The sequence below is a fragment of the Paenibacillus sp. CFBP13512 genome (assembly GCF_005233705.1).
In the GTDB taxonomy this organism is placed as follows: domain Bacteria; phylum Bacillota; class Bacilli; order Paenibacillales; family Paenibacillaceae; genus Saccharibacillus; species Saccharibacillus nuruki.
The window spans coordinates 101,806-114,397 of the sequence record NZ_QGAD01000002.1 but is presented as its reverse complement, the minus strand read 5'-3'; the positions used below and the strand labels follow the sequence as shown (position 1 = coordinate 114,397).

Below are 12,592 nucleotides of genomic sequence, written 5' to 3'. Positions count from 1 at the left end.
AAGGAGAAGGATAATTTGCTTAAACCATTAGATCTTGACAGAGGGTTTATTCCAGAATCAATTCTATCCCAAACATTAAAGGAATATGGAATTGATGATTATATAACGTATCCCTATCTTAATATGAATGGTACTGCTGTTCCGATAAATCGTGTTTCAGAAACATCTAGAAGAGCTCTTATAGAAAGTCAAGATGGATCTCTTTATTTTATGAAAGAAGTTCCATGGTATGTAGAATCTATTGAATATGCTAAAAGCATTATACAACTTCAATATGAATTATCGGTCAAGGGTATTAAAGTGCCGGAAGTAATTTTAACTACAAGCAAAAAGTTATTTGTACATATAGATACTAATAAGATATTGTACCTTCAGAAGTACATACTTAACAGTAATATGTATAAAAACTATTCTGAGCAAATATACGCTGCTGGCAAGGAATTAAGGGACTTTGAAATCAAAGCAGCGTCTGTTTTTAGACTTAACATTTTAGCAATACCGCAATATTCTCCTTATGAATCTGCTAAAAATGTTTTAGTACTCCTATTAAAAAAATTCATAAAGAAACGTAGCGAGATGAAAAAAGAAGATCAAGAAGAAATACAAAATTTTGTTCGTGCTTGTAGAAAGTTAATAGATCAATGGTCTACACAACATGGTCAGATCAGCGGAAAACAGGAATCCATAATACATGGAGACTTAAATCCTATGAATTTTATTTTTTCTAACAAAGGGTCTGTATCAGGACTGATTGATTTTGATAATGCATGTATAGCTGATCCTCTTGTAGATGTTGCTGAAGGATTACTCACATTTGCTGGTGTAACGTATAGAGAGAATAGCTCAAGATTGGCATCTATAAATGAATTGGAATTTTCAAATTTTGAACAGTTTCTTAATGGTTATACAGAAACTCACGGATTGGCTTTGGAGGAACGCGAAGTGCTTCCTTTATTGATTGCTACAGCTGGTATTAGATTAGCAAGCTTAGGATTAATTCGAGGAGATTGGCCTATTAGTTCAGCAAGTGACCATATACAAGTTGTTATGAAAAATTTAAAGTTGTCACAAAATTATTTACGGCAAATTAAGTTAGGAAACTAGAGAAAGGAGGAAGAAAATTGGAAAAAAGATTCCTTGGAAAAACAGATATGCAGGTAGGTGTAATAGGATTTGGAGGATCACAAATCGGTTATGAGCAGGTTAGTGAAGAAACGGTTAGCGAGTTACTTCATAATGCACTTGATAGTGGTCTTAATGTTATTGATACAGCTGAATGCTATCCAAATAGCGAAGAACTTATTGGTAAAGCTGTTTCCTCAAGAAGAAACGAATTCTATTTGTTTACGAAATGTGGTCATTCTGATGAGGATCAATTTTATGATTGGGACCCAAAGTGGCTTGAAAAAAGTGTCGATAGAAGTCTTAGCAGACTAGGTACTGATTATCTTGATGTTTTGCAATTACATGGTTGTTCTGAAGAGATTTTACAACGCGGCGAAGTGATTCAAAAAATTCAAGAGATTCAAGCTACTGGAAAAGTAAGATATATAGGATATAGTGGCGATGGAGAACAAGCGAAATATGCCATGAAAATGGAATGTTTTGACACATTACAATTGACAATAAATATTGCTGATCAAGCTGCCATTGATAACATCATGCCTTTGGCTCAAGAACATCAACTAGGTGTCATTGTAAAGCGATCTTTGGCAAATGCAGCATGGATGAAGCTTGGAGAACATGTAAAGCATTTTGACCGTCAATTGAATATGTGGAAAAGAATGGGTAAAAATATAGAATCTCTAACCAAGCCAGCCAAAGTCACTTATGATGAACGATTACAAAAAATGAATTATTCTTTTTGCAGAGATAACTCTGATGCATTGGAATATGCTTTGAGGTTTGTGTTATCAATTCCTGGAGTACATACTGCGCTGATAGGTACCACTAAACCAACAAGATGGATAGATAACTATAATATAGCGAAAAAAGGAAAAATCACAGCTGAAGAATACAAGTATATTCGTGAGATATGGGAGGAGAAATCAGAAAAAGACTGGATTGCAGTTCCTTAATAAACTAGCGAAAGGAGGCGAGCGTATGATGAGTTTAAAATCGCAATTTATAAATAATGGCTTTGTTGTTATTAAAGAGATGTTTACAACAGATGAGATTAATCAATTGAAGTATGCAATGGAAGAATTAGTGGGGAAAGTAAGAAATAATCCATTAAAATATACAACACGATACACTTTTAAAAATGAGAATGATTATGATACATGGGGTGTAAATGATATTTTTAAACCAGACTTATATAATCCAGCCTTTGGAGAAGTTTTTGGAAATGTACAATTGATAAAAATTTTAAAACAATTGTTGGGAGGAGATTTAAGATTTTGGGGAGCTCACGCACTGTGGTCACCAGAGAAAGTGGATTACCGTTTGCGATGGCATCGTGATTATGGTGATAATGAACTTTACCATTTCGAAGGAAGCCCTAATCATATTCAATTTAATATACCTTTATATTCTGATTCCTGTTTTATCGCTATACCAGGTTCACATCGAAGGCCACTTACTGATCAAGAAAGAAAGGAAGTAGAAGCTAATCATACCAATCGATTACCCAATCAAGTTCGAGTATCTTGTCATCCAGGAGATATTTTACTTATGAATGCCCATACACTCCATAGAGGGGAGGGCACAACCAAGGATTATAGAAGAACATTACATTATAGTGTACAAAGGAAAGATGAGATGTATGGAGGTCATACCTCTTATGCAGAAATGAAGGAAACAGATTATTTAAATGAAATGCATCCCGTAGTTCGAGAATTAATGTCTAACTTAGTATCATGGGATGAAGCACATCCATTATCGCCTGTTGACATGTTACGTAAAGTCAGAAGCAAAAAGGAAAGAGAAAGTTATATTGCAGGATCAACTAAATAGTTTAAGTGATTTTATTATCCATAATAAAGTTGAAAAAGATCATATAACAACGAATTAATAATAGAGGAGAGATGATTTATGTTGGGACCCTATTTTACTAAGAAAGATAAGACTCTTGGATACCGCGGTAATAATATTTTTGGGGAATTAGATAATGTTCAGGCAGGAACATATACATTAGAAGAAGCTGAAAAGCGTGTCCTCAGTTTTAGCAGTGAAAAATATTGGGGAGCAATTGCTAGAATCAATCATCAAATCAACATGTCGAGTAATCTTTTTTTTGGAGAAATGAAAGCGTTATTTACACTGTTACCTATGACTACAAGAATGATTTCTTCACCAGGAGCTGTATATGGACGCGAAGCTATTAGCTATACAACGGATGTATGCCCTATTTCTTTAGAATGGTTTGACTTACCAAACAAAGCATTTTTATCTGAATCATCTCAAATTTATCTTGAATTATCTGTTCTTCAACATCAAGTAGACCATGTCTATTCTATTTACAACTCGTTTAGAAAAGAAAATGTAGATGCTTCTCATCTCTCTGAATTTCATCATATAGAATATGAAGGTGCAGTAAACCAAGCAGTCAATAAAGACATTATTACTAACTTTTTATTTAGAGTGATTCAGGATTTGCTTAAATATAATGAGGCTGATTTAAGTATTTTCCTTTCTCAAGAACGACTGATTCAGTTAGATGAGATAAGTCGTAGTAAAAAAATAACTGAATTAACATTTGAAGAGGCTTTAAAAACGTTACATGAAGATACAAAAGATGACATTTACAATAAATTTACACTTGAAAATTTCGGTTCATGGGAAGAAGTACGGCTAACTGAAATATATGGTGGTTTTTTAGCAATCAGTGAGTTCCCTTTACTGGAAGTTCCATTTTACCATGCTGAATTAAAAGGAAGAGAAAGAAGGGTGGCAAATAATACTGATTATATTTGGCCAGGATATAGAGAGACAATAGGTAGCGGACAACGAGTAGGTACTCTTGACCAATTGCGAGAAAAGGCCGAAGTGTTTAATTTACCTGAGGATGATTATGCATGTTATCTCCAATCTAGAACATTAGAAAATTATAGAGAAACATCAGGTTTTGGAGTTGGTTGGGAAAGAGTTATTCATGGTTTATTGGAGATGCCCTATATTTGGAGTGCTGTTCAATTCCCAAGAACCAATGTGACTTTGAAACCTTAAGGTGGGGAAGATTAATGAAAAATAGATGGGATGATATTCAAATTAATTTACTCGAATTTATGAAGCACGCTGCTGGTCAATCTCCATTTTATAAAGAGAGATTAAAAGAAATTTCAGACACTAATTGGAATCAGTCAGTGTTTGAAGAAATTCCAATACTAAAGAAGTATGAGATCATCGGTAAAGAAGAGTCATTACTTACCAATCAAATGACTAAGCTTTATATTGAGTATACTAGTGGTTCTACTGGTCAACCCCTCAAATGTTATAAATCACATGAAGAAAAATGGAAAAAAGCGAAGCTCTTATGGGGGCTTCGCACTAAGCATCGAGAAGTTGGACCTAAGGATTTATATGCTATGTTTTATGCTTTTAATGAAGAAGATTTATCAACCGATTCAGTAGCTATTAATAATAAAGTAATGTACCTGTCTATGCTAGATATGTCACCAAAACGGCTAGATGACTATTATGAAGCCTTATTAAAATATCGTCCGCAGTGGATATTATCAGTATCCACTGCACTTTATCTATTTGCAAATCATATATTAGAGCGGAAACTAGACCCAAGTGAACTTCCAATTAAATATATTGAAATTAATGGAGAAATGTTATTTGAATATCAGAAAGAGACCATCGAAAAAGTTTTTGGATCTATTATTTATAATCATTATGGTTCCAGAGAGTTCTGGTGTATTGCAATGAGTTGTAATTATGGAAATCTTCACTTAGCGACCGAACAAATGTATGTAGAGATTATCAAACCAAATAAAGAGGGTTTTGGGAATGTGGTTATTACAGATTTATCTAATCGTGTTTGGCCTTTAATACGTTATGATACAGGCGATATTGGTAGATTGATCGGAAATAAATGCAAATGTGGATCGGTACATCCTATCATAGAAATAACTGGTGGGAGATCAACACAATATATCCAATCAGGCAATTGGATATCTAATCCAATTTTATTTCATTATGCAGTTACCAAAGTTAATCGTTTGTTTCCAGATGCTATCCGTCAATTTCGAGTTACACAAACAGATGAAAAAAAGTTTTTGTTTCTTCTTGTGCCAGGTATCGGATTAGTAGAAGAAGCAGAGTTACTTTTGAAACAAGAACTACAAAGTAAACTACCTCATGATATGGATATAACATTCATCCATCAAGGAAAGATAGAGATAGAAGGGCCGAAATTTGATTACTTTATTCCGTATCAATCTAAAAGATAAAAGCAGTCTAATTTTATATCTGAGGGTGAGAAAATGTCATATTATGAAGTGGTATGTAGATTAGTTAAAGAAGAATTAGAAGATCGAATTGAGAAAGATTATATTTTCTCTGGAGAAGAAAATCTAGTAGATGATCTACAATTCGATTCTATTATGATTCTTCAATTAATTATTAAACTAGAAGATGAATTTCAAATTACTATTGAAGATGATGAGCTTGAACCAAAGTTGTTTGAAAATGTTAAAATTTTAACGGATTTTGTTAATTTAAAGAAAGCCTAAAGGATGAAAAATTATGCAGATCTCTCTAAAGGGAATGAAGCTACTTCTTATTGGAGGGACAGGTACACTTGGTAGGTCTCTTCTTGAAGGAATGTTACAAGAAGGAGCTATAGTTGCTGCTACGTATAATACCACTCCTATTCAACGAAATAATGATCAGCTGTTCTTAACTAATCGTTTATATGTTAGTCAACTTGATGTTACTGATACAGATAGTTTGGATCAATCACTACAGTTACTATTAGACAGTTTAGGATCGATAGATGGGCTTGTATACAATGCGGGTATTGTTCAAGATGCAGAGTTCAACCAAATGAGTTACATCCAATGGAAAAAAGTTATGCAGGTTAATTTAGATGGTGCATTTTTAGTGTCGCAAAAAGTTAGTCAAAGGATGAAAGAACAAGGTAATGGTAAAATCGTTCACGTATCTTCTTATCAAGGGATAGTTGGGAGCGCTCAACAGAGCAATTATGCTGCATCCAAAGCAGGACTTAATGCTTTAACGAAATCTATGGCTCGAGAATTGGGCCCTTATGGTATTTCTGTAAATGCGGTTTGTCCAGGTTTTATGCTAAGCAATTTAAATCGATATCAACCTGCAAAATATCAAAAAGCTATTGATGAAAGTCTTCTATCAAAAATTTCTATACCTGAAGAAACTGTGAATTTTATACTATATTTGCTGTCTCAAAATATTACTAATGTTAGCGGACAAATTTTTCAATTAGATAGTAGAGGCTAAAAGAAATCTAAGTTAGAAAGGAAAGCGGTAAGATGATACAGATAGAATGTGAATGCATTGGCGAGATACTTTTACGTCAGGCAGATCAGAATCCAAATCATATCGCCTTAACATTCGAAAATGAAAAATTGACATATAAGCAATTATTGTGCAAAACAGCTAGTTTGCAACAGAAGATAAAAGAAAAAGTTGAATCCGGCGATGTAGTGTTGATTTGTTTACCAAATTCTTTATTATATATACAAGCTTATTTCTCCATAACATTACTTGGTGCTGTCGTTATGCCTCTTTATTCTGCGAGCTCAAAAGTAGAAATTGTGCAAGCTTTTTATGCTGCTAATGCCACTCTTCTCATTACAACAACTGAGATGAAATCAGAGTTTAATGACTTAGATATCGCTATTTTATATTTAGAAGAAAATCAAATACATGGAATAGATATAGTTCCAGTTTATAGACCGCGTAATAAAAATGAAGTAGCTTTGATGTTGCAAACTTCAGGAACAACTGGGAATCCCAAAATTGTTCAACTTACTCATTATAATTTGCTCACTAATATACAAGCGCATTGCGAGTCTCTGAACTTGTCTAAAGAGGATAGGGTACTTATAACATTACCATTACCTTTTGGTTACTGTAATACATCTCAGTTTCTAAGTCACCTGTATCTAGGTGGACAATTAGTTATCATGAAAGGGTTGTTTTTACCTTCTTCATTTATGAAAATAATTCGGGATCAAAAAATCACTGTAGTTACAACAGTGCCTACAATGTTACAGGCTATAAGTATGTTGAAATCAGATTATAAGCAATTGCCTTACTTACGCTATATATGTTTTGGAGGAGGACAACTTACTTCCAAAATACTAGAAGGAGTAAGACGAAAACTTCCTCAACAAGTGTCTATGGTGCAAACCTATGGACAAACAGAGGCAGGTCCTAGAATAACAACTAAAGTTATTCAAGAAGTATATTACCCTGCTAATGTAGGGAAACCGATTAGGGGAGTACACATAATTATCAAAAATGAAAATGATGAAACATTAAAACCGTTAGAGCAAGGCGATATTTGGATAAGTAGTCTTAGTGTTATGAAAGGATACTATAAGAATGAGTTAGAAACCTCTAAAGTTTTATTAAATGGATGGCTGAAAACAGGAGATCAGGGTTACCTGGATGAGGAAAATAATTTATGGATTACAGGCAGAAAAAAATCGATCATTAAAACTGGAGGTAAGCAGGTACATCCAGAAGAGATAGAGAGATTAATTATGGATCATTTCCCAGTTGAACAAGTGATTGTAAAAGGAGAGGCAGATCACTTCCTAGGAGAGATTTTAGTGGCCTATATTGTTCCTAGCCATTTAAACAGCGTTAAAGAAAATGAAATTTTACAATTTTGTCGTTTGCAATTATCAGCTTATAAAGTCCCTAAAAAAGTGAAGATAGTCTCAACACTGCCTAAAACACCTAATGGGAAAATTCGACGATCATAAGAAAGGAGGAGTCCTTTGTATATTTATCGATATGGTCCTTTTTATGTGAAGATGCACTTTCCAATTCAACTTCATTCATTAGAAGAACGCACCAAGAAATGGTATTCTCATGTAATTGTAAATTATCAACCAGAAAAAATTGATCATGAATGTACAATCCAAGAATGGAATACAAGTCTTTTAGTCAATAACTCAGATAAAGATCAAATAACTTGGAGTGATAAGCGTTTAGAAATCCGTTCCAATTTACAATTTAATTATAATATCGTATGGGATGATAACTGGAACAGTAGCTTACATTTTGTACAGCGGTCTGGGTATGATCAATATGAAGATCGCTCATGGGAGTTTTCTCAAAGGATATCTTTGTTTCCAAAATTAATAGAGATGGATGCATTTTTACTTCATGCGGTATGCGTAGTTGGAGAAAATGGAAAAGCTATAATTTTTTTAGGACCGAGTGGAGCTGGAAAATCTACTATTGCTCAGAAAGCAATAGAATCAGGATATATCGTCATTACAGATGATACAGCATTATTGAAATTTAACGGAAATGAATTAGAAGTTTATTCCAGCCCCTATATATCTAGATCTGGTTTACTAGGTAAGCAAGGAAGCTGGAAAGTAGATTCTTTTGTTCTACTTAATAAACATAATGTGAACAGAGTTACACTGGCTAAAATGAGTGATTTTGTGAAATCTTTTCAAGAAAGAATTTTTGAGACACAGTATCTCTCACATATTTTCTCATTCACTAGTGGTGACTTGGGTGGGGATATAGCGAAACGCTTGTTAAGTTGTACAAGAAAAATAACTAGGCAATATAAAGCATATCAGCTTCATTTTAATCTTCAAATAGAATTACATGATGTAATGAATGAATGTTCATCTGGAGGAGATTAATATGTACGTTAATGTAAGAGCGATAATTGAAAAAGCCGTTAACGGAGAATCTCAACTATATTTGCAGATACGTGATAAGCCAGGACAACCAAAAGTATGGGAATTACCTGGAGGGCAGCTTGAAGAATATGAATCAATGATCGATGGCTTAATAAGAGAAATAAAAGAAGAGTCGGGGCTTAAATTGACACAGATTGAAGGAGAAAAAGATTATTTAAAAGTGAGAACAGATACAGGAGTAGTAGAAATAATTCAGCCATTTGCCGTTTACCAGACCACAGAAGGTCCGATTGATTCAATGGGAGTTTACTTTCGCTGCACAGCAGAGGGAGTAGCACTAAAATCAGGTGATCAAGCCAAAGATGGGCGTTGGATAACTATTAGTGAACTAAGCAAATTAGTTGAAAATAATTTAGAGTCTTTTAGTTGGGTTGATATAGCTGGAATTCGCTTATATCTTGAATCTAAATACAAAAATGAATCGAAAAGAGGTATATGATATGAATAAAACAACACATAACACTATTGAATATTTTAAGGATAAAGCTAACAAGTATGATTTGGTAGAAGAGCAGGTATACTGGCAACTTTCGGATCAACTTCTCTGGAAAGCTTTTAAAAAAGAAATATTAGATAAGTTGCCTGCTAACTTTACTTTTTTTGATGCTGGAGGAGGAACAGGACGTTGGTCACTTAAAATTCTTCAGGAATACCCTAATAGCAAGGGATACACGTACGATTTATCAAAAGATATGTTAGAACAAGCACTTCATAAGAGGGAATCTAACATGCTTGAGAGCAGATGGACGATTCAACAAGGCGATCTTCATAATATAAAAGATGTGCAAGTAGAATCAATAGATGTTTGTTTTAATTTTCATAATGTGTTGGGATTTGTAGAAGAACCACTTAAAGTACTAAAAGAAGTAACAAAATTACTTAAACCAAACGGATATTTAGTATCATTTACCCCTAATTTGTATCATGCTCTCTACTTTAATATTTCTTTAGGCAGAATAGAAGAGGCACAAAAGCTAACAAATGGTAAAGGAAGATTTACTTTAGAAATGCCCGATATTTATATGTTCACTCCCCAGCAACTTCAGGAGTATTACAAAGATTGTGGTTTAAATGTAACGAGTTTAAAAGGTTTTCCGGCATTTATTTATCCTGGTTTTTTGGAAACACAAATTGAAGGTAATACTCAGACTTTAAGTGAGGTTTTATCGGATTCGCAAGTATTTAAACAAATTTTAGATCTGGAATCTTTATATCTTGATGTAGAAGAATTAGTATCACGCGGGAACAATATTTTTATTGTAGGTCAAAAGTAATCTCTTTAAATGAAAGGAGTAGTCCTTTGTGAACAGGTACTTTATTCAAAATATTGAAGAAAGATTTGTTTTCTTATGTTCGAAGCCTTTTCTAAAAGAAGAGGAAATTGAAGATTTTCGCCAATTGATGGTTACACATATGGATTGGAGTAGAGTATTTGGAATGCTCCACAATCATGGAGTAATCGGTACGGCATGGAATAACATAAAACAACACTACTTATTAAAAGGAACTGAGAAAGGGATTTACGGGAAATTCATTAGTTCTGTAAAACAAGTATATTCTATGCAAAAAATACGTGGCGAAAAACAGTGTGAACTTACTTTAGAGATTTGTCGAGAATTCGATAAACATGGTATTAAATATGCTTTACTTAAAGGCATAGTTCTTTCTGAAATTGTATATGGCGATATAGGAAGTAGGGACTTTAAAGATAATGATATATTGATTCATACAAGTCAAATTGATGAAGCAGTGAATATCATAAAAAAAATGGACTATATACAAGGAATGATTGATTATAAGTCTAATTCCATTATTCCTTTATCTCGTCGAGAAATTATGATTAGATCAATGGTATCGCACGAGGTGATACCATTGATCAAATATATAGAAAATAGTCCTTTTTTAGAATATCATTCTTTAGATTTACAATTTTCGCTTGATTTAATGACTAATCGAAGAACAGATACTGCTGTACAACATATGCTTGATAGAAGCCAACTTGTTGATGTATCTGGGCAACAAGTGCGTACATTGAAATGGGAAGATTTATTGTTGTTTATGCTTATTCATTTATCCAGAGAAGCAACAAGCGAAATGGATGTTTTAGCATACAAAGATATATTACTTTATAAATTTATGGATATATATAGATTTTTGAATAGTCCTAAAGTAGACATAAATTGGAATGAACTTTTAAAAAATGCTGAGAGTATGAATTTTAAAAAGGAAGTATTCTATGCTTTGTATCATATTGATATCTTATATGATACAGCCATTCCAAATGAGTTTTTAGAAAAGTTAAATATCGAAGATCAGGAATTTGTTAATAATGTTTACTGTTATAATAGTGATGAGATTGCAATAAAATGGGAGTCAACGTTTTTAGAAAGATTATTTGATATGAATCGTCCAGCTAAAATTAATCTAACTGTTTGATGCTTAAAATTGGATAACGAAGTCTAGAGACATTAATCATAAGAAGCAGAAAGGAATTTTATATGGATTATTCGTATGAGCAATCTACCATTCCCAATATAATAGCTGAGGTTAAGAAAATAACTAGAGAGTTCGCAAAAAGGGCTAACGTACAAGATCAGAATGGAACTTTCCCAGTAGAGAATTTAGCTGATCTAAAGTCTTCAGGATTAATGTCTATATCGTTACCTAACTATTATACTGACCAAAATCAGCCTAATCTAAAAGTTCTATCCTCGATAGCTGAGATTATGGCAAGTGGATGCTTGTCTACCGCAATGATTTGGGCTATGCACATTCAGCAAGTAGAAGTATTACTACAACAAGAAAAGAATGAATTTGTATTCAAGCTCTTATCAAGATTAAAAGAAGAACAACCATTAATCGCATCTGTTACGACTGAAAAGGAAAAAGGCGGACATTTATTATCTTCTCATAGTCCTTTACTCTCTGATGGTGATGATATATTTATTGATCGCAATGCACCAATTGTGACTGGAGGAGAATACGCTGACTGGTTTTTAATTACTATGAAAGAATCAATAGAAAGTTCAACTAATGAAGTGAAACTTATTTTTGCTGAAAGAAACCAACTAAAGTTGAACTATGTTTCAGAATGGAAAGCAATGGGTATGAGAAGCACCGGAAGTGTAGGTATGGAGATTGAAGGTACAATTAAAAAAGAACAAATTATGGGTGCATCAGAACAATTCAAACATTTAGCTGTAAAAGCTATGATACCCATCGGACACATTCTCTGGTCTTCTTGTTGGCTTGGAGCAGCTAAAGGAGTATTTGAAGGATTAATACAAGTGATTCGTGATCCTCAAAATCGAGCTCGCTATAATCTGAAATCAGACTCTCTGTATGAGAAAATCGCTAGAATTCGATTGCAATTGGATACTGTTAGTATTTATCTAAATGAAATGATTAAGCGTTATGAAATTTCTAGTGATAATCAAGAGACAATTAAGTTACTTGAAGAACCTAGATTCAATATTCATATTAATAATCTTAAAGTATTAGCATCAGAAAACCTTTTTAATGCAACCAACAGTATGATGGAAGTTGCGGGACTAACCTACGGCTTTGTGAATAATGATATGGTACCTTTGGAACGCGTATTTCGAGATATTCGTTCTGCGAGTTTAATGTATCACAATGATCGGCTTTTGTTAGTTAATGGAAAAATGAGTTTGATTGATAATCACTTGTTGCCGTAAAAGCATAAACTC

At 33.4% G+C, this 12,592-nt stretch carries 13 protein-coding genes; all 13 read left to right on the top strand.

The annotated features are described in order from the left end of the window. Window positions 1-15 precede the first annotated feature (15 nt). The 13 genes from PaeCFBP13512_RS02915 to PaeCFBP13512_RS02855 all read left to right on the top strand — a co-directional run bounded on the left by PaeCFBP13512_RS02915 (window position 16) and on the right by PaeCFBP13512_RS02855 (window position 12,580). A complete protein-coding gene (locus tag PaeCFBP13512_RS02915) occupies window positions 16-1,104 on the top strand; it encodes a phosphotransferase (protein ID WP_137221027.1) in 1,089 nt (362 codons plus the stop codon). Between the two features lie 17 nt (window positions 1,105-1,121). Beyond that, a complete protein-coding gene (locus PaeCFBP13512_RS02910; RefSeq protein WP_137221025.1) occupies window positions 1,122-2,078 on the top strand; it encodes an aldo/keto reductase in 957 nt (318 codons plus the stop codon). Between the two features lie 25 nt (window positions 2,079-2,103). Continuing rightward, window positions 2,104-2,955, top strand: coding sequence for a phytanoyl-CoA dioxygenase family protein (locus PaeCFBP13512_RS02905; RefSeq protein WP_137221023.1), 852 nt, complete (start codon window positions 2,104-2,106; stop codon window positions 2,953-2,955). 78 nt (window positions 2,956-3,033) lie between these two features. Continuing rightward, the gene (locus PaeCFBP13512_RS02900) at window positions 3,034-4,167 is read left to right on the top strand and encodes an amino acid--tRNA ligase-related protein (RefSeq protein ID WP_137221021.1); all 1,134 of its coding nucleotides are present in this window, start codon (window positions 3,034-3,036) and stop codon (window positions 4,165-4,167) included. Between the two features lie 14 nt (window positions 4,168-4,181). Then, window positions 4,182-5,396 carry an AMP-binding protein gene (locus PaeCFBP13512_RS02895; RefSeq protein ID WP_137221018.1) on the top strand — a complete coding sequence of 405 codons (1,215 nt, stop codon included), beginning with the start codon at window positions 4,182-4,184 and terminating at the stop codon, window positions 5,394-5,396. A gap of 33 nt (window positions 5,397-5,429) precedes the next feature. Continuing rightward, window positions 5,430-5,678, top strand: a complete 249-nt coding sequence (locus tag PaeCFBP13512_RS02890; RefSeq protein WP_137221016.1) for a phosphopantetheine-binding protein — start codon at window positions 5,430-5,432, stop codon at window positions 5,676-5,678. Between the two features lie 13 nt (window positions 5,679-5,691). Continuing rightward, window positions 5,692-6,423, top strand: coding sequence for an SDR family oxidoreductase (locus PaeCFBP13512_RS02885; protein WP_137221014.1), 732 nt, complete (start codon window positions 5,692-5,694; stop codon window positions 6,421-6,423). 32 nt (window positions 6,424-6,455) lie between these two features. Then, window positions 6,456-7,919, top strand: a complete 1,464-nt coding sequence (locus PaeCFBP13512_RS02880) for a class I adenylate-forming enzyme family protein (protein WP_137221012.1) — start codon at window positions 6,456-6,458, stop codon at window positions 7,917-7,919. Between the two features lie 15 nt (window positions 7,920-7,934). Further along, the gene (locus PaeCFBP13512_RS02875; RefSeq protein ID WP_137221010.1) at window positions 7,935-8,822 is read left to right on the top strand and encodes a hypothetical protein; all 888 of its coding nucleotides are present in this window, start codon (window positions 7,935-7,937) and stop codon (window positions 8,820-8,822) included. Window position 8,823: 1 nt separating this feature from the next. Then, on the top strand, window positions 8,824-9,321 hold the full coding sequence (locus tag PaeCFBP13512_RS02870; RefSeq protein ID WP_137221009.1) for an NUDIX hydrolase: 498 nt from the start codon (window positions 8,824-8,826) through the stop codon (window positions 9,319-9,321). Window position 9,322: 1 nt separating this feature from the next. After that, entirely contained in the window at window positions 9,323-10,156 is an 834-nt protein-coding gene (locus tag PaeCFBP13512_RS02865) for a class I SAM-dependent methyltransferase (protein ID WP_161594194.1), read from the top strand. Window positions 10,157-10,184: 28 nt separating this feature from the next. After that, window positions 10,185-11,318 (top strand): nucleotidyltransferase domain-containing protein, encoded by a 1,134-nt coding sequence (locus PaeCFBP13512_RS02860; RefSeq protein ID WP_137221005.1) that lies wholly within the window; start codon window positions 10,185-10,187, stop codon window positions 11,316-11,318. 62 nt (window positions 11,319-11,380) lie between these two features. Then, window positions 11,381-12,580, top strand: a complete 1,200-nt coding sequence (locus tag PaeCFBP13512_RS02855; protein WP_137221003.1) for an acyl-CoA dehydrogenase family protein — start codon at window positions 11,381-11,383, stop codon at window positions 12,578-12,580. Window positions 12,581-12,592: the final 12 nt, after the last annotated feature.